The sequence below is a fragment of the Mycobacterium paraense genome (assembly GCF_002101815.1).
Taxonomy (GTDB): domain Bacteria; phylum Actinomycetota; class Actinomycetes; order Mycobacteriales; family Mycobacteriaceae; genus Mycobacterium; species Mycobacterium paraense.
Window position 1 is genome coordinate 65,451 of the sequence record NZ_LQPM01000014.1, and the last position, 17,233, is coordinate 82,683.

Here is a 17,233-nt window from a genome sequence, read left to right on the forward strand (position 1 = left end):
GCCGGAGGCGCACATGGACCATGGCATCGACGCCATCGACGACACGGTGCAGGCGATGTTGCGCGACTTGGACGCCGGATTCCCCCGTGTCGAGACGATGACCGGTCCCGAGGCGCGCGCCGCGGTCGCCACGCGACGGGTCCCCGCCACCAACATCGACGACGTCGGCAACACGATCGACCACATTGTCCCGGGCCCCGCCGGCGCCATCCCGGTGCGGATCTACCATCCGCACGGCGACCCGGGACACCGCCCGGGCATCGTGTTCTACCACGGCGGTGGATTCGTCTTCTGCGACATCGAATCCCACGACGGCTTCTGCCGGGCCCTGGCGCGCGGCAGCCAAGCGGTCGTCGTGTCCGTCGCCTATCGGCTGGCACCCGAGCACCCCGCACCCGCGGCCGCGCTCGACGCGTTCGCCGCCTACCGCTGGGTCATCGAACACGCCGACGGCCTGGGCATCGACGCGGCGCGGACGGCGGTGGCCGGCGACAGCGCCGGCGGGAACCTCGCGGCGGTCACCGCGATCCTGTGCCGCGAACGGGGCGTCGCCCGGCCCGCCGCCCAGCTGTTGCTGTACCCGGCCGTCGATCCCTCGTTCGGCACGGACAGCTACCACCGCTACGCCACCGGGTACTTCAACACCCGGGCCGCGATGCAGTGGTATTGGCGTCAATACCTCGGCGGCGAGCGGCTTTTCGACCCGCCCTGGTTGGTGGCGCCGGCGCGCGCGGACAGCTTCGCCGACCTCCCGGCCGCGGTGGTCGTGACCGCCGGCCTGGACCCGTTGCACAGCGAGGGATGCGAGTACGCGCGCCGCCTGCACACCGCGGGCGTGCGAGTCGTGCACCGCGATTTTCCCGGATTGTTCCACGGCTTCATGACGATTCAGTCGTTCCCGCCGGCCACCTCGGCGCGCGAACTGGTGTGGGGCGACCTGCGGGAGTTGCTGGACCTCGCCCGGTGCGAGGCGACATGACCGACACGGACGTCGTCGTCATCGGCGCGGGATTCGCCGGGCTCTATGCCGTGCACCGGGCCGTCTCGGCGGGCCTGTCGGTGGTCGGCATCGAGTCGGCCCCCGACGTGGGTGGCACCTGGTACTGGAACCGGTACCCGGGCGCGCGGTGCGACGTCGAAAGCGTCGACTATTCCTACTCGTTCGACGAAGCGTTGCAGCAGAGCTGGACGTGGAGCGAACGTTTCGCCGCGCAGCCGGAGATCCTCGCCTACCTGCGCCACGTGGCCGACCGGTTCGATCTGCGCCGGCACTACCGGTTCGGCGTCGACGTGACCGGGGCCGAATTCGACCGGGCGGCGGGCGGCTGGCGGGTTCATGCCCGTGATGGTTCGGGGAGCGGCGAGACGCACACCGCGCAGTTTTTGGTGTGCGCGACGGGCTGCCTGTCGGCGGTGAACCGCCCGGACATCCCCGGCGTCGACGATTTCGCCGGAGAGGTGTACTTCACGGCGGCGTGGCCCCGGGAGGACCCCGACCTGCGCGGCAAGCGGGTGGGGGTGATCGGCACGGGTTCGTCTGGCATTCAAGCGGTTCCGGTCATCGCCGGCCAGGCCGAGCGGCTCGTGGTGTTCCAGCGCTCGGCGAACTACAGCATCCCGATGCCCAACCGCCCCTGGTCGGCCGAAGAACAGCTGCGGATCCGGGAGGAGTACCCGGAGCGACGCCGGATGTCGGCCTATGCGTCCGCGGGCACGCCGCACGGCACGTATCACAAGAAGGCGCTCGACGCCGACCCCGACGAGCGGGTCGAAGCCCTGTGGCGGCGCTGGCGCGAGGGCGGGGTGCTGTTCGCCAAGACCTTCCCCGACCAGAATTCCGACCAGGCCGCCAACGACATCGCGCGGGAGTTCGCGGAGGAGCGCATCCGCGAGCTCGTCCACGATCCGGTCGTCGCCGCGGACCTCATACCGGTCGACCACCCGATCGGGACGAAGCGAATCTGCACCGACGCCGGCTATTACGCGACCTTCAACCGCGACAACGTCCGGTTGGTGAACCTGCGCCGCGAGCCCATCGACGCGATCGTCCCCGAGGGCGTGCGAACCGGTGCGGCGACCTATCCCTGCGACGTCCTGGTCTTCGCGACGGGATTCGACGCGCTGACCGGCGCACTGACCCGCATCGACCCGAGCGGGCCCCGGGGAGACCGGCTGCGCGACATCTGGGCCGACGGTCCCGTGACATTCCTCGGCCTCATGGTCCCGGGCCTGCCGAACCTGTTCACCATCAGCGGGCCCGGCAGCCCGTCGGTGCTGGCCAACATGGTGCTGCACGCCGAGGTGCAGGTCGACTGGGTGATCGAGCTGATGTTGACGGCACGCCGGCTCGGCCTCAGCGAGGTGGAGCCACGTCGCGACGCCGCCGAGGCCTGGACACAGCACGTCGCACAGGCCGCCGAGCAGACGCTGTTCCCCAAGGCGGCGTCCTCCTGGTACCTGGGCGCCAACATCGAGGGCAAGAAACGCGTATTCATGCCCTACACAGGGGGATTCGGCACGTACCGCCGGCATTGCGAGGCGGTGGCCGAGCAGAACTACGCCGGATTGGTCCTGACCGCGCGATGAGCCAACCGGGACCCGAAACCGTTCAGCAGCTCCTGCGGCGGCGCAGGAACGACGACAGCACCGCGATCGCCCACGGCGAGCGGACCTGGACGTGGCGGCAACACCTGGCCGAGGCCGAGGCCGAGGCCGCCGCGCTGATCCACCTCGCCGACCCCGCGCGTCCGCTGCACGTCGGGGCCCTGCTCACCAACTCGCCGGCGATGCTGCGCGCCATGGCGGCCGCCGCGCTGGGCGGCTACGTGTTGTGCGGCATCAACACCACCCGCCGCGGCGCCGGTCTGCTCGCCGACATCCGGCGCTCCGACTGCCAGCTCCTCCTCGTCGACGGCGAGCACTCGGGGCTTCTGGACGGGTTGGATCTCAACGGAATTCAGGTGATCGACGTCGGGTCACGGCGCTATGCCGACGCGGTGGCCGCGGCGCCGCCACTCGTGGCCCACCGCGAGGTCACCGCCGCCGACACCCTGATGATGATCTTCACGTCCGGCACCAGCGGCGACCCTAAGGCCGTCCGGTTCGCGCACGGGATGGCGATCATGTGCGGGGCCAGCCTGATCTTCCAGTACGACGTCACCGCCGACGACGTCTGCTACCTGGCGATGCCGCTGTTTCACTCCAACGGCATCGCCGCCGGGTGGGCCGTCGCCATCGGCAGCGGCGCCACCATGGTGCCGGCCAAGTTCTCGCCGTCGCGCTTCATCGACGACGTGCGCCGCCACAAGGTGACCTACGTGAACTACGTCGGCAAGCCCCTCGCGCTGATCCTCGCCACCCCCGAACGCCCCGACGATGCCGACACGACGCTGCGGGTCGCGTTCGGCAACGAGGCCACCGATCGCGACATCGACGAATTCGCAAGGCGTTTCGGATGCCGGGTCATCGACAGCTTCGGCTCCAGCGAGTTCGCGGTGATCGTCGTCCGCGAGGACGGCGCCCCGCCGGGGTCGATCGGCAAGCCGTACCCCGGGGTCAGCATCTACAACCCGCGGACGCTGACCGAGTGCGCGGTCGCGCAATTCGACGAACACGGCGCCCTGACCAACCTCGACGACGCGGTCGGCGAACTCGTGAACACCCAGGGCGCGGGCCCGTTCACCGGCTACTACAACGATCCGTCCGCGACGGCGCAGCGCATCCGGCACGGCATGTACTGGTCCGGCGACCTGGCGTACCGCGACGCCGACGGCTGGATCTACCTGGCCGGTCGCACGGCCGACTGGATGCGGGTCGACGGAGAAAACCTGGCCGCGGCGCCCATCGAGCGGGTCCTCGAGCGGCTGCCGCACGTCAGCCAGGTCGCCGTCTACGCCGTGCCCGACGAGCGTGTCGGCGATCAGGTGATGGCGGCGTTCGTGCTGCGCGACGGAACAACCTTGCAGCCCGAGGATTTGGAGAAGTTCCTCGCATCGCAACCCGACCTGTCACCGAAGGCGTGGCCGCGCTATGTGCGCATCAATGACGACCTGCCGGTCACGGCCACCAACAAGATCCTCAAACGGGAGCTGATCGCGGCCGGCGTCGACGCGCAGGGCGGCACGCTGTGGGCGCGCCGGCCGCGCGGCACCAGCTACGCCGTCGAGGCGCCCTAACCGGCCTCGGCCGGAGTGGGGGCCTCGCCGAACCGGGCCAGCACCAGCGTTCCGGACACCGCCACCACGAATCCCAGGACGACCAACCAGCCGAGACCGTCGCGGGCGCTGTCGCCCAGCCACACCACTCCGACGAGCGCGGGGGCGATCGTTTCGCCGACGACCATGGCGGCCACCGTCGTGGTCACCGACCCGCGATGTAGGGCGGAGGTGAGCAACAGGAATCCCGCGGCGCCGCCACCGGCCGCCGCGTAGAGGGCCGGGTTGGTGTAGAAGGCGGCCTTGCTCGGGTCGATCACCTCGATGAGCCGCACCCCGACCTCGACGACGCCGAAGCCGCTCCCGGCGCCGAACCCCAGGGCAAGCGCGCGTTCGCGATCGCGCAGCCGGCCCGCGGCGGCGCCGGCGACGAAGATCGCGGCGACCACGCCGATCAGCCCCCAGCCGAGCCCGGCCGGCGCGCGCCGGAAGTGGCCCGGTCCGGCCGCGCAGGCGAGCGCGGCCAGGCTCACGCAGACCACCCCGACGGCCGTCCACTCGGCCCGCGACAGCCGTGCCGACAGCACCCACGCGGACACGATGCCGGTGACCGCGATGGAGGCGGCCAGCGCCGCGGCGACGACATAGATCGGCACCAAACGCAACGCCAACACCTGGAGCGCAAACCCGAGGACGTCGAGACCGATGCCGGCGATGTAGCGCCACTGCCGCACGGCGCGCATCAGCAGCACGGCGTCGACGCCAGATCTGCTCGCGGCTTCCACCGATCGGGTAGCGACGGCCTGCAACACCGAGGCCGTGCCGTAACAGGTCGAGCAACCCAGCGCGAGCAGGAAGCCGATCAGCACAGGGGAGACAATACGAGACATCGACGGATTCGGCCCCGCCCACGGGGCGCACGAAGGGATTTCTCGGATGAACAGCGTCGAGGGCAAGGTCGTCGCGATCACCGGCGCGAGCAGCGGGATCGGCGAGGCGACCGCGCGGCTGCTGGCCGAGCGGGGCGCCCAGGTGGTCCTGGGCGCTCGCCGCGACGAGCGCCTCGACGACATCGCCCGCGAGATCCGCGCCCGCGGGGGAGGCGCGGTCACGTGTCCGACCGACGTCACGCGCCGCGAGGATCTCGAGCGCCTGGTCGGGACGGCAGCCGACCAATTCGGTCGCCTCGACGTCCTGGTCGGCAACGCCGGGATCAGCAAGATCGGTCCGGTGGCCGACCTGGACGTCGACGGTTGGTCGGCGATGATCGACGTCAATCTGCGCGGGGTGCTACACGGCATCGCGGCGGCCCTGCCGGTCTTTCGTCGCCAAGGTGGCGGCCACTTCGTGACGACCGTGTCGACTGCTGGGCTGAGAATCGTGCCCACCATGGCGGTGTACGGGGCCACAAAGAATGCCGTCAGGACCGTCATGGAAGGGCTGCGTCAGGAGTCGACCGACGGCGTGATCCGGACGACGTCGATATCGCCGGGCTTCGTCGACACCGAACTCGACGGTTCGATCGACGATCCGGCCCTGCGCGACCAAATCCGAAGCACCATGAGCGCCGTCGGGCTGCCGCCGGCGGCGGTCGCGCGCGCCATCGCCTTCGCTATCGAGCAACCCGACGACGTCGAGATCGGTGAGATCGTCATTCGTCCTACGGTCCAGGGCTAGCGCCGTTCGTGCGCGATGCGGCTCACCGCCTCGGCGATCTCCCCGGGGTAGTCCTCCTGCAGAAAGTGCTTGGCGGGCAGGAGGATTGGCTCCGCTACGCCGGTGGCGCGCTGGGCCTGCACGCCGTAACGGCGCCACGGAAGCATCGCGTCGCGCGCGCCCCACACGATTTGCACCGGGTAGGGCGTGTCGCGGACCGAGTCAAGGTAGCGCCGCTCTTTTGCGGCGGTCAGTTCGAAGCCGCGCATGATTTTCAGGAACGCCCGCCCGCCGTCGTCGCCGAAGAGCAGCGGCAACCAGCATGCGAGTTCGGCCGCCGGAACCCGCCGGCTCACCCCGACGAGCCGCATGATCGACGAGAAGGCGCCCGGCACGCGCATCGAGGCCAGCCACGCCTCGCCGACGCCGCGGTGCGCGAAAGGCTCCATCGGCCATGGCCGGTGAAAGGACGACACTTCGAGGATCGTGTTCAACAGCGTCAGCGACGCAACCCGTTCGGGCACCGCGGCGGCCACCTCGAGACCGATCGGGCCGCCGATGTCGTGCAGCACGAGATGGAACCGGTCGAGCTGTAGGGCGTTGATCGCCGAGAGCAGCCAGCGGCCGAGTCCGCTCCAGCTGTAATCGGCATCGGCGGGCCGCCCGGCGAATCCCAGCCCGGGCAGGTCGACCGCGATGCCGCGCAACCCCCTCGCGGCCAACTCCGGGATCACCTTGCGGTAGAGGTAGGCCGACGCGGGAACGCCATGCACACACAGCACCGCCGGCGCATCCCGCGGGCCCCCTTGATGAGCAGAGTCGAGTGCGAACGACGAGATCCCGTCGGCGCTGAACGTGCGACCCGACGATCGGTACCGCTCGAGCAACCGGGCGATCTCGGTGGTGGTCATGCCCCCTAGTCCTACCCTCATGCACGGACGTAACGCGATCCCGATTACGCATGGCCGCGATCAGCGATCGCGATGGGTGGGCGTGTCCGTCACTGCTCGGAGGTGATGTGCAGGCGCCGCGCGGTGTATTCGGCGTCGGAGATGGCGCCGGCGGCGCGCAGCGCCTCGAGTTCCCTGAAGCGCTCGGAAACCGGCACCGGTGGGTCCGGATACGAAAGCGAGATCGGGTCCGCGGGCCGCCCCGTGTCCTCGGCGCCCCATTCCGCGCCGAGGTTGATGAGTCGCAGCGCGAACAGCACGCCCGCCGCGGTGATCGGCAGGCCGAGGTAGAGCATCCACCCCGAGGACAGGCCGGCTCGGCTCAACGCGAAATAGCGCAACAGCAGCAACACAGCGACCAGCGCCCCGGACAGCAGGATGGCGGCCTTGGTCTTCATTCGCGGGTTCCTCCTTGCGATCCCAGAGTTCGTCTCGCAAGTGGACGACGCGACGGCCGCTACCGATCCCAACTGCGGTACAGGTAGTGCAGCACCAGCGCGGTGACCACCCCGTACCCGAGGTGCGGGATCAGATCGCTGATCCACCCGACGACGCCCCAGGTGCGCGGGTCGGTCACCCCGAGCACGGTCATCGGCCCGTTGGTGCCGATCAGGGCGATCGCCGTCGCGACCAGCGTGGCCGGCAGCAGGCCCGGGCGCCATCCCAGCGCGTAGGCCAGCCCCAGGATCAGGCCCATCCCGATGCCCGCGGCATACCCGGTGAGCGCACCGAGGCCGAGGAGCCGGTTGGCCAGGACGTCGCCGGTTCCCGGCACCGTCACGCCGAACAGCCTCGACATCGCTTCGACGGTACGTTCGGGCGTCGTGCTGGTCGGCCGGCCCCGCACCGCGATGTCCAGGTAGGTGATCACGTCGAGCGCGGTGGTGCCCGCCGCTCCCGCGGCCGCGCCGCTGAGCAGCCCGGGCCAAAGCCCGGCAATCCGCGTGGTCCGCATTCGCGACCGCCTCCCGTGCTGGCAGCTTGCATCGGGTTTGACTAAAGCACCCTGTGTCGCGGTGCGCATCCCGCGACCGCAACTTACAGTTGATAGCCATGACGAATGGCAAAGCCAGGGCGGCCGCGGTATGCGGCGGCGCGGCCCTGGTTTTCGCGGTCGGGTTCGGCACGGTCGGCGCGCAGGCCGGTGCCGGCGCGCCGCTGAGCAGCGCAATGAGCCCTTCGTCGAGTGGGTCGGCAACCGGCGGCGCCGGGGGCGGCGCCATACCCGTGCAGCCGGTCGGCGGGGGCGCCTGCATCGTCGGCCTCAATTGCGGCTGCATCCCGCACCGCACCTGCCCGACGCCGCACGCCCACCCGGGCAACGCCGGCGCCAACCAGCACAACGCTCCGGCCCCGCAGAATCCGTAGCGACTGGAGTTCCCGCCTAAACGGCGATGGGTTTTCCTATCATTCAGGGATGAGCGTCGGTGGGCTGGATACCGTGGGCTCGCCGGCGTTCGCCGATGAGGATGCGGCCCTGTTTCGCGCCGCCGGCTGGTGGTCGGATACGACCCTGTCGGACGCGGTGCGCCGCAACGCCGAATCGGGGCCGGATCGTCGCGCGTACGTCGACGATCTCGGCGCGTCGCTGAGCTGGCGTGAATTCGACGATGCGGCAAGCAAACTGGCGGAGGAACTGGCCGGGATCGGTGTGCGGCGCGGGGATCGGGTCGCGGTGTGGCACCGCGATTCCACCGCCATCCACGTGCTTTTCGTCGCGATCGAACGGTGCGGCGCCGTCGTCGTCGGCATCGGCGCCCGCGCCGGCACCCGCGAGGTCGCCGCGATCCTGAGCAGCTCGCAACCAAAGATCCTGATCAGCGACCCGGAGCGCGGCCCGACCGCGGCGCAGGCGGCCGGCGAAGCCTCGGTGTCCACCCTGATCGTGGACGGTGGTCCCGGCGCGCTGCGACTCGACACGCGCACGCGGCCCAGGGCGTTGGAGGCGGACGCCCAACTGGGACCCGACGACGTCTTTCTCATCAACTCCACCTCCGGGACGACCGGCCTGCCCAAATGCGTCGTGCACACCCAGAACCGATGGCACTACTTCCACCAGAAGGCGGTCGCCAACGGATCGCTGACGCCGGATGACGTCTTCTTGCCGGTGATTCCCACGCCGTTCGGCTTCGGCCTCTGGACCAGCCACACCACCCCGATCTATCTCGGTGCCACCGCGGTGATCATGCAGCGGTTCACCGCCCGCGCGGCGTGCGAGGCGATCGCGCGACACCGGGTGACCGTGTTGTGTTGTGTCAGCACGCAATTGACGATGCTGATGGCCGACCCGGCCAGCCGGGAGCACGACTTGAGTTCGCTGCGCGTCGTTTTCGCCGGCGGCGAGGCGCTGCCGTACCGGCCGGCCGCCGAATTCGAGGAGCTCACCGGCGCGAAGATCCTGCAGTTCTACGGCTCCAACGAGACCGGGATGCTCAGCGCCACCACGCTCGATGACCCACGCGAGCGCCGCCTGCGCACCGGCGGCCGGATCGTTCCGGAAATGGCGGTACGGCTCTTCGACGGGGACCGGGACGTCACCGAGACCGGGCGCGGCCAGCCCGCCTGCCGGGGCCCGGCGACCAGCCTCGGGTATCTCGGCGGCACCGACCACGACAAGCTCTTCACCGCCGACGGCTGGATGCGCATGGGCGACCTCTGCGAGATCGACGCGGAGGGCTACCTGACCGTGACCGGCCGTACCTCCGACTTCATCCTGCGCGGCGGCAAGAACATCAGCGCGACGCAGGTCGAGGACACCGTCTCGACCCACCCCGCGATCGCGGTGGCGGCGGCGGTTGCGATGCCCGATCCGCTGTTCGGCGAAAAGGTTTGTGTCTATACCGAACTCGTCGACTCCGCCACCCTCGACCTGCCCGGCCTCGTCGATCATTTGCTGGCGCTGGGAGTCTCCAAGGAACTGCTGCCCGAACGGCTCATCGTCGTCGATGAACTTCCCCGATCGTCCGGGGGCAAGGTCGCCAAGGGCCTGCTCCGCGAGGATATTCGAGCCAGGATGGAGGCCGATCATGAACGCTCCTGACGCACGGCGGGGTGGTCTCGAGGTGTGGGCGCCGTCGGTGGTGCCCCCGATCGGCGTCGAGCTGTCCGACGAACAGGCGCTGGCCATCGCGTTCCGCCACCTGGCCGCCATCGGGTTCGCGGAGAACATGGCCGGGCACATCACCTGGCAGCCCGACGGCCAAACCGACATGTTCGTCAATCCGTGGGGACTGTGGTGGCAGGAGCTCACCGCCTCGGACATCTGCGTCGTGGACGGCGACGCGCGGGTGGTGCGCGGTCGCTGGGATGTCACCCCGGCCATCCACATTCACACGGAACTGCACCGGGTCCGCGACGACGCCCGGGTGGTCATCCACAATCACCCGTATTACGTGTGCGTGCTGGCCGCGCTGGGCAGGCTCCCCGAACTGGTGCACCAGACCGGTTCGCTGTACCTCGACGACCTGTGCCTCGTCGATACGTACGACGGGGAAATCGACAGCCCCACCCGCGCCGCGGAGCTCGCCGCGCGCATCGGCGGCGCCAACCTCACGATTCTGGCCAACCACGGCGTGATCGCGACCGGCCGCAACCTGCAAGAGGCCGTCTACCGGGCGGCGTCGATCGAGCGGGTATGCAAGCTGGCCTACGACGTCATGCTCACCGGCAAGGACCCGGTGCAGATGAATTGGTCCGACATGGCGGGCATGCAGCGGTCGCTGATCGAACGCGCCGCCGACGTGTACTGGGCGGGGGCGGCGCGGATGACCATCAAGGCGGACCCCGATGTGCTCACCTGAGTGTGAAACGCGGTCGTTGACCGTGCGCGCAGGGCGGCGACACGCCGGGCTGCTGCGCCGCCGGCTCACCCCCAGAGCCGTGGTTGCACACTCGAAAGCCCAGCGCCGCAAGGAGATTGACGAGTGAAATCGATCGATGAGCTGGCCGGTGACCTTAACTTCACCACGGCCAAGACCGGCGAGCAGCGCTCCGTCACATTCCTGCCGGATCCGCCCCGGGCGCCCCGCCGCTACACCGTGATCTCGGTCGACGACCACATCGTCGAGCCGCCGGACACCTTCACCGGGCGGTTGCCGCGCAAGTTCGCCGACCGCGCCCCCAGGGTCGTCGAGACCGGCGACGGGGGACAGACGTGGGTCTACGACGGCCGGGAGTTGCCCAACGTCGGGTTCAACGCCGTGGTCGGGCGGCCCGTCGCGGAGTACGGATTCGAGCCGGTCCGGTTCGACGAGATGCGCAGGGGCGCATGGGATATCCACGAGCGCGTCAAGGACATGGATCTCAACGGCATCTACGCGTCGCTGAACTTCCCGTCCTTCCTGCCGGGCTTCGCCGGCCAGCGGCTGCAACAGGTGACCACGGATCGGGACCTGGCGCTGGCCTCCGTGCGCGCCTGGAACGACTGGCACCTCGAGGTTTGGGCGGGGTCATACCCCGAACGCATCATCCCCTGCCAGTTGCCCTGGCTGCTGGACCCCGAGCTCGGCGCGAAGATGATCCATGAGAACGCCGAACGCGGCTTTCACGCGGTCACGTTCAGCGAGAACCCGGCGATGCTCGGGCTGCCGAGCATTCACTCCGGCCACTGGGACCCGATGATGGCCGCGTGCGCCGAGACGGGCACCGTGGTGAACCTGCACATCGGCTCGTCCGGGTCGTCGCCGTCCACCACCGACGACGCGCCACCTGACGTGCAGGGAGTGCTGTTCTTCGCCTACGCCATCTCGGCCGCGGTCGACTGGCTGTACTCCGGGCTGCCCAGCCGGTTCCCCGATCTGAAAATCTGCCTGTCCGAGGGCGGGATCGGTTGGGTGGCTGGGTTGCTCGACCGCCTCGACCACATGCTCAGCTATCACGCGATGTACGGCACCTGGCAGGCGCTCGGCGAAAGCCTCACTCCCGCGGAGGTATTCACCCGGAACTTCTGGTTCTGCGCGGTGGAGGACAAGTCGTCGTTCGTGCAGCGCGACCGGATCGGCGTGGACAACATCATGCTGGAAGCCGATTACCCGCATTGCGACTCGACCTGGCCACACACCCAGCAGACGATTCACGAACAGATCGGCGATCTCCCGTCGGACGTGATCCGGAAATTCAGCTGGGAGAACGCGTCTCGCCTGTATCGCCACCCGGTGCCGGTCGAGGTTCAACGGGATCCCGAGGCGTTCTGACGCGGCCGTAACCCACCAATACCGAATGGCGGTGTGACGCCGAAGAAATGGCCGGCGCCCCGTCCTGAGCACAATGCGCAAAAGCTCAAAATCGCTTGTTGCGTGGCTATTGCGCACAAGCGAGTCAACGCCGGCGCGGATCCGTAGCTTCGGATGCAACAGGGTGTCGGGAGCCGCTCGACATCGCACCGAGCAGGAGTCCGCCGTGTTCACTGCGCCAGAACTGACTACGGGTACCAACGCTTATCGCGCGACCACCGAAGCGTCTTTACAGCTTTTGGACGCGAAGCGCGAGGGCTACGTCGAGCGCACGGTCATCACGAGCGACGGCGTGCGACTGGCGGTGCGGGACCACAACCCCACCGGTCGCGACCACACCGTGGTCCTGCTGCACGGTCTTTGCCTGACCCAGGCGAGTTGGGAACTGCAGGTTCGCCACCTGAAGCGGCAGTGGGGCAACCGGATACGGATCATCACCTACGATCACCGCGGCCATGGCGCTTCGACCGGTGCGGACATGCACACGTACCGGATCGACCGGCTCGCCGCCGACCTTGCCGACGTCCTGACCATCTTGCGCGTGAACGGTCCGCTCACGCTGGCCGGGCACTCGATGGGCGGCATGACGGCGCTCGCATACCTGGGCCGTCCCGCCGCCGAACGTCCGGTGGAGCCGCAGGGCCTCGTCCTGGTCGCCACCGCCGCGGGCCGGCTCGCCGAGCGAGGACTCGGCCGCCTGCTGGGCAGCCGCGCGACGGAGCTCGTGTTCGACCTTGTGCACCACCTGCCCCGGCGCGCGACGGACAAGGCGATCAAGGGTGTGGTGCGGCCCGTCTTCGACGGTGTGCTCAAGCTTTCCGGTGCCGACCGCGGCGGGGCCGCCGCACTCACGGCCTCCGCCATCCGCTCGGTGTCGTTGACGACCGCGGCCGGATTCCTGCCCAGCCTGAAGCGTTATGACCAGTACGCCGCGCTGGCCTCCATCGTCGCCAACACGATCGTCATCAGCGGGGGAGCGGACAAAACGACCCCGGCCGAGCACGCCCGGGACATCGCCGCGGGCATCCCGGACGCAACCCACCTGCATCGCCCCGGCGCCGGGCACATGCTTCTGGGCGAGCACCCGCGGTGCGTCGGCGCGGCGATCGACCGCGTCATGGGGATGCCGGCGCTGTCCGAACCCAGCCTGGCCAGCTGACGGCCGTCACGCTCCGAAGGCGAAGCGATTGAGCACGTCGTAATTGCCCATCGGGGTGGCGTTGACCAACCGCCACAGCAGCCGCAGCGGCGCCGACGGTATTCGTTGGTAGAGCGCCCCGACTTGGGACCGCTCGAGGAAGCGCAGCCGCGGGTTCCACCGCTCGATCTCGCGCGCGTCGCCGATGCCCCACTTGGTGATGCCCTTGGTGAGCACCTTGGACAGCCGCGGCGCCATCGCCGAGGCGGTGTCGAAGGCGAGCTCGCCGCCGCGGAACCGATCCGTGACGCGTTGCAGCAGCGCGCGCACCTCGGGCCCGGTGAGGTACATCAGCAGGCCCTCCGCGACCATCAGCGTCGGGCGATCGGTGGGCACCTCGTCCAGCCACGCCCCGTCGGTCACCGACGAGCCGATCATCCGGTAACCGTCGGCGTCGTCGTAGAGCTTGCGCCGCAACGCGATCACCTCCGGTTGGTCGACGTCGAACCACCGCACGCTGTCCGGCGGATCCAGCCGGAAGGCCCGGGTGTCCATGCCGCACCCGAGGTGCAGCACGACGGCGTCCGGATGGCGGCGCAGGAAGGCGGCGCTCCAGTCGTCGAACTGTTTGGCGCGCATGGTGACCAGGTACTGGTTGGACCTGGGCCACGAGGCGCGCCGCATCCGGGCCCAGTCGTAGTCGATGCGGCCCACCGCCTCGGCGGCCGCCTTGTCGTCGAGAATCGGTGCCGGCGAACCGCATTCGTACGCCCGCAGGTAAAGGGTGCACAGGTTCGTCCACTCCACCGAACCCCACCGCACCTCGCTGAAGTCGACCATGCCCGTCCGAGTCATCGCTGTTTTCCCTCCCGGTATTCGTTCCACATCCGCATCAGCTGGTCGCGGTAGTCCCGGGTGCAGAACTCGCAGAAATCGCGGAAGTCCTCGACACGCTGCCGCTGCTCGGCGCGGTCCTCTCCCAGCATGGACAGGGCGAAATCGGCGGGCTCGATGCCCAGCCGCATCAGCGACAGCTGCGTTTCCAGGACGCTGGTGAACCCGCCCGGTGTGACCCGGTAGAGGTGTTGCCGGTTCGGGCTCGGCAAGCGCTGCACCATGCCGCCCTCCAGCAGCTGGCGGGCGACCGTGCTGATCGATGCCTTGCTCACCGACAGCGCGGCGGCCAGCTCGGTCAACGACTGCTGGGGCGGATCGCAGATCAGCAGCCACCCGTAGACCCGGCCCATGGTGCGGGTGGCGCCGAGCAGCTCGAAGAACAGCCCGAGGCGGTCGACGAACTCCGACTCTTCCGGTGACATGGGCCTCGATTAGTTCGTTAAGTATGTACTTAACGTAAGCTACACCAATCGTCCGCCGAGGGGAATCGGAATCAGCGACCGATCAGAGTTCGGCTGCCAGCCGGCGCAGGATGTCGGTGGCGGATTCGGCGGTGGCGTGCCGGTACCCGGTGCCCGCCCACAGGTGGACGTACTCGGGTTTGCCTGCCGCGGCGGCCGCCTTGCGCATCCCGGTGGTCAGGTGGTGAATCGCCGGATAGCCCAGCGGCGCCTGGGCTTCGTGGGCGTCGATGAACGCGTTGCGCAGGCCGCGCGCGGGGCGACCGGTGAAGGCCCGGGTGATCACCGTCTCGGTGTATGCGGGGTCGGTCAGGGCCGCCTGGTGGGTGGCCGACGCGCCGCTCTCGGTGGCGCGCAGCAGAACGGTTCCCACGGCGGCCGCCGCGGCGCCCGCCCGGATCACCTCGGCCACGGCGGCCGGGGTGGCGAGCCCACCGGTGGCGATGATCGGCAACCCGACGGTCACCGCCACCTGCTTGACGAGATCGACGATCGGCACCGGCCGCACCGGCCGGCGCGGCGACAGCGTCCCCGAATGGCCACCGGCGGCGGCCGCCTGCACGGCGAGCATGTCGACCCCGGCTTCGTGGGCTTGCGCCGCCTCCTCGGGGGTCGTCACCGTCTGGACCACGACGGTGTCGGCGCGCTGCAGGGCCGAGATGACGTCGCGCGGAGGTATCCCGAAGGTGAACGACACCATCGGCACCGGGGCGTCGAGCAGCAGGGCGATTTTCTCGTCGAACCTGTCGGTGTCCTCGATAGGCTCCGCCGGCAGGGTAACGCCGAACTGGTCGGCGTCCTTTTGAACGATCGCCGCGTAGGTCCGGTAGCTGTCCGGATCGACCGGCAGCGGGTTGGGCGCAAACAGGTTGATGCCGAACGGGTTGCCTTCGGCGCGGGCCTGTTCGAGTTCCGCGGCGACGGCCTCGACGGTCTTGTAGCCGGCCGCCAGCATGCCCAGGGCACCGGCCCGGGTCGCGGCCGACACCATGGCCGGGGTGGTGGGGCCGCCCGACATCGGGGCGGCGACCAGCGGAATGGACATCCCGAACTGTGCCAGCATTCAACGACAATATCCGCGCCGCCGCAGCGTTCCCTCCCGGCGCCGGACCTGACAGGATGCTTCAGCGTGAAGCGACCCAACTTTTTAGTGATCGTGGCGGACGACCTCGGGTTTTCCGATATCGGCGCATTCGGCGGCGAGATCAACACGCCCAACCTGGATCGGCTGGCCTACGCCGGCGTGCGGTTCACCGATTTTCACTCCGCGCCGGCGTGCTCGCCCACCCGCGCGATGCTGTTGACCGGCACCGACCACCACATCGCCGGCATCGGCACCATGCTCGAGGTCGCGGCGCCCGGTTTCCAGGGCGCGCCCGGCTACGAGGGCTACCTGAACGACCGGGTCGTGGCGTTGCCCGAGCTGCTGCGCGACGCCGGATACCTGACGCTGATGTCGGGCAAGTGGCACCTCGGTGGCACCATCGAGACGTCGCCGTGGGCCCGCGGCTTCGAGCGCTCCTTCGCGTTGCTGCCCGCCGGCGCCAGTCACTACGGGCCGGGCGCGGGCGGCGGGTTCTCGCCGGTGGCAACGCTTTACACCGAGGACGACCGCTTCGTCGGCGTCGGCGACGACTTCTATTCGTCCGACTTCTACGCCGACACCCTGCTGCGCTACCTTCGCGAGCGCCCCGCGGAGGATGACCGGCCGTTCTTCGCCTACCTGCCCTTTCAGGCGCCGCACTGGCCGTTGCAGGCGCCGGGCGAATCCATTGCGCCGTATCGCGGCCGCTACGACGACGGCCCGGACGCATTGCGTGAGGCCCGGCTCGACGCGCTCAAGAAACTCGGCCTGTGCCCGCCCGACGTGGTGGCGCATCCGGTGGTCGCCGACGGCGCTCCCGAGTGGGACGACATGACCGACGACGGGCGCGCGCGCTCGGCCCGCAGCATGGAGGTCTACGCCGGGATGGTCGACCGGATGGATCACAACATCGGGCGGGTGATCGACTACCTGGCCGGCACGGGCGAGCTGGACAACACCGTGGTGATCTTCCTGTCCGACAACGGCGCCGAGGGGGCGATGGTCGAGGCGATGCCGCTTCGTGGCGCCGAGATCGTCGCGCAGATCGAAAAGTATTGCGACAACAGCCTGGACAACCTCGGCGGGCCCACCTCGTTCATCTGGTACGGCCCGCGCTGGGCGCAGGCCGCCACGGCGCCGTCGCGCCTGCACAAGGCGTTCACCACCGAGGGCGGGATTCGGGTGGTGGGCTTTGTCACCTGGCCCGGCTTTGCCCGGCAGGCCGAGATCGGCACGGCCTTCACCACCGTGATGGACATCGCCCCGACCGTGCTCGAGCTCGCGGGCGTCACCCATCCCGGCACCGCCTACCGGGGCCGCGCGGTCGAACCCATGCGGGGCCGCTCGCTGATCCCGTATCTGTCGGGCGACAGCGAGCAGGTCCACGGCGACGACACGGGCACCGGCTGGGAGTTGTTCGGCCGCCGCGCGATTCGGCAGGGCGATTGGAAGGCCGTTTATCTCCCCGCGCCGTACGGTCCGGGAGCCTGGCAGCTCTACGACCTCTCCGCCGACCCCGGCGAGATCGACGACCTCGCCGCCTCGCGGCCCGAGAAGCTGGCCGAGCTGCTTGCGCTGTGGGACCGCTACGTCGAGGAAACGGGCGTGATACTCGGCCCCGTCTCGGTGTTCGACGCCGGCGTATAGCTGCCGAGCGCTCAC

17 protein-coding genes are annotated in these 17,233 nt (G+C 69.5%); 10 read left to right on the plus strand and 7 right to left on the minus strand.

What is annotated here, in order from left to right; translation table 11 throughout:
• The first annotated feature begins 13 nt into the window (after positions 1-13).
• The 3 genes from AWB89_RS14910 to fadD1 are packed head-to-tail and all read left to right on the plus strand — an operon-like array spanning position 14 to position 4,175.
• On the plus strand, positions 14-979 hold the full coding sequence (locus AWB89_RS14910; RefSeq protein WP_085174662.1) for an alpha/beta hydrolase: 966 nt from the start codon (positions 14-16) through the stop codon (positions 977-979).
• Entirely contained in the window at positions 976-2,586 is a 1,611-nt protein-coding gene (locus AWB89_RS14915) for a flavin-containing monooxygenase (RefSeq protein ID WP_085174664.1), read from the plus strand. Before AWB89_RS14910 ends, AWB89_RS14915 begins: the two co-directional genes overlap by 4 nt.
• On the plus strand, positions 2,583-4,175 hold the full coding sequence (gene fadD1 / locus AWB89_RS14920) for a fatty-acid--CoA ligase FadD1 (RefSeq protein WP_085174667.1): 1,593 nt from the start codon (positions 2,583-2,585) through the stop codon (positions 4,173-4,175). The genes AWB89_RS14915 and fadD1 overlap by 4 nt, the downstream gene beginning before the upstream one ends.
• Here the strand turns inward: fadD1 and AWB89_RS14925 are convergent.
• Positions 4,172-5,044, minus strand: coding sequence for a DMT family transporter (locus AWB89_RS14925; protein ID WP_085174669.1), 873 nt, complete (start codon positions 5,042-5,044; stop codon positions 4,172-4,174). The genes fadD1 and AWB89_RS14925 overlap by 4 nt on opposite strands.
• Positions 5,045-5,090: 46 nt before the next feature.
• Between AWB89_RS14925 and AWB89_RS14930 the strand changes: the two genes are divergently transcribed.
• Positions 5,091-5,831 (plus strand): SDR family oxidoreductase, encoded by a 741-nt coding sequence (locus tag AWB89_RS14930; RefSeq protein WP_085100987.1) that lies wholly within the window; start codon positions 5,091-5,093, stop codon positions 5,829-5,831.
• On the opposite strand, the gene AWB89_RS14935 is transcribed toward AWB89_RS14930, so the two are convergent.
• The 3 genes from AWB89_RS14935 to AWB89_RS14945 form a co-directional block, all read right to left on the minus strand.
• Positions 5,828-6,721 (minus strand): alpha/beta fold hydrolase, encoded by an 894-nt coding sequence (locus AWB89_RS14935; protein ID WP_085100984.1) that lies wholly within the window; start codon positions 6,719-6,721, stop codon positions 5,828-5,830. The genes AWB89_RS14930 and AWB89_RS14935 overlap by 4 nt on opposite strands.
• 89 nt (positions 6,722-6,810) lie before the next feature.
• Complete coding sequence (locus AWB89_RS14940; RefSeq protein ID WP_085100981.1) at positions 6,811-7,158, minus strand: SHOCT domain-containing protein; 348 nt, start codon at positions 7,156-7,158, stop codon at positions 6,811-6,813.
• A 59-nt stretch (positions 7,159-7,217) separates the two neighbouring features.
• On the minus strand, positions 7,218-7,715 hold the full coding sequence (locus AWB89_RS14945) for a hypothetical protein (protein WP_085174671.1): 498 nt from the start codon (positions 7,713-7,715) through the stop codon (positions 7,218-7,220).
• A 98-nt stretch (positions 7,716-7,813) separates the two neighbouring features.
• Between AWB89_RS14945 and AWB89_RS14950 the strand changes: the two genes are divergently transcribed.
• The 5 genes from AWB89_RS14950 to AWB89_RS14970 all read left to right on the plus strand — a co-directional run bounded on the left by AWB89_RS14950 (position 7,814) and on the right by AWB89_RS14970 (position 13,150).
• Positions 7,814-8,128, plus strand: a complete 315-nt coding sequence (locus AWB89_RS14950) for a hypothetical protein (protein WP_085174673.1) — start codon at positions 7,814-7,816, stop codon at positions 8,126-8,128.
• Positions 8,129-8,177: 49 nt separating this feature from the next.
• Complete coding sequence (locus tag AWB89_RS14955; RefSeq protein ID WP_085174675.1) at positions 8,178-9,800, plus strand: class I adenylate-forming enzyme family protein; 1,623 nt, start codon at positions 8,178-8,180, stop codon at positions 9,798-9,800.
• Entirely contained in the window at positions 9,787-10,560 is a 774-nt protein-coding gene (locus AWB89_RS14960) for a class II aldolase/adducin family protein (protein ID WP_085174677.1), read from the plus strand. Before AWB89_RS14955 ends, AWB89_RS14960 begins: the two co-directional genes overlap by 14 nt.
• A gap of 123 nt (positions 10,561-10,683) precedes the next feature.
• A complete protein-coding gene (locus AWB89_RS14965) occupies positions 10,684-11,952 on the plus strand; it encodes an amidohydrolase family protein (protein WP_085174679.1) in 1,269 nt (422 codons plus the stop codon).
• A gap of 205 nt (positions 11,953-12,157) precedes the next feature.
• On the plus strand, positions 12,158-13,150 hold the full coding sequence (locus AWB89_RS14970; RefSeq protein WP_085100963.1) for an alpha/beta fold hydrolase: 993 nt from the start codon (positions 12,158-12,160) through the stop codon (positions 13,148-13,150).
• A 6-nt stretch (positions 13,151-13,156) separates the two neighbouring features.
• On the opposite strand, the gene AWB89_RS14975 is transcribed toward AWB89_RS14970, so the two are convergent.
• The 3 genes from AWB89_RS14975 to AWB89_RS14985 form a co-directional block, all read right to left on the minus strand.
• Entirely contained in the window at positions 13,157-13,984 is an 828-nt protein-coding gene (locus tag AWB89_RS14975) for a class I SAM-dependent methyltransferase (RefSeq protein ID WP_085174681.1), read from the minus strand.
• Positions 13,981-14,448, minus strand: a complete 468-nt coding sequence (locus tag AWB89_RS14980) for a GbsR/MarR family transcriptional regulator (RefSeq protein ID WP_085100957.1) — start codon at positions 14,446-14,448, stop codon at positions 13,981-13,983. The genes AWB89_RS14975 and AWB89_RS14980 overlap by 4 nt, the downstream gene beginning before the upstream one ends.
• Before the next feature lie 82 nt (positions 14,449-14,530).
• Positions 14,531-15,550 (minus strand): NAD(P)H-dependent flavin oxidoreductase, encoded by a 1,020-nt coding sequence (locus AWB89_RS14985; protein ID WP_085174683.1) that lies wholly within the window; start codon positions 15,548-15,550, stop codon positions 14,531-14,533.
• Between the two features lie 66 nt (positions 15,551-15,616).
• Here AWB89_RS14985 and AWB89_RS14990 point away from each other — a divergent pair, with 66 nt between their 5' ends.
• On the plus strand, positions 15,617-17,218 hold the full coding sequence (locus tag AWB89_RS14990) for an arylsulfatase (RefSeq protein WP_085174685.1): 1,602 nt from the start codon (positions 15,617-15,619) through the stop codon (positions 17,216-17,218).
• The last annotated feature ends 15 nt before the right edge of the window (positions 17,219-17,233 follow it).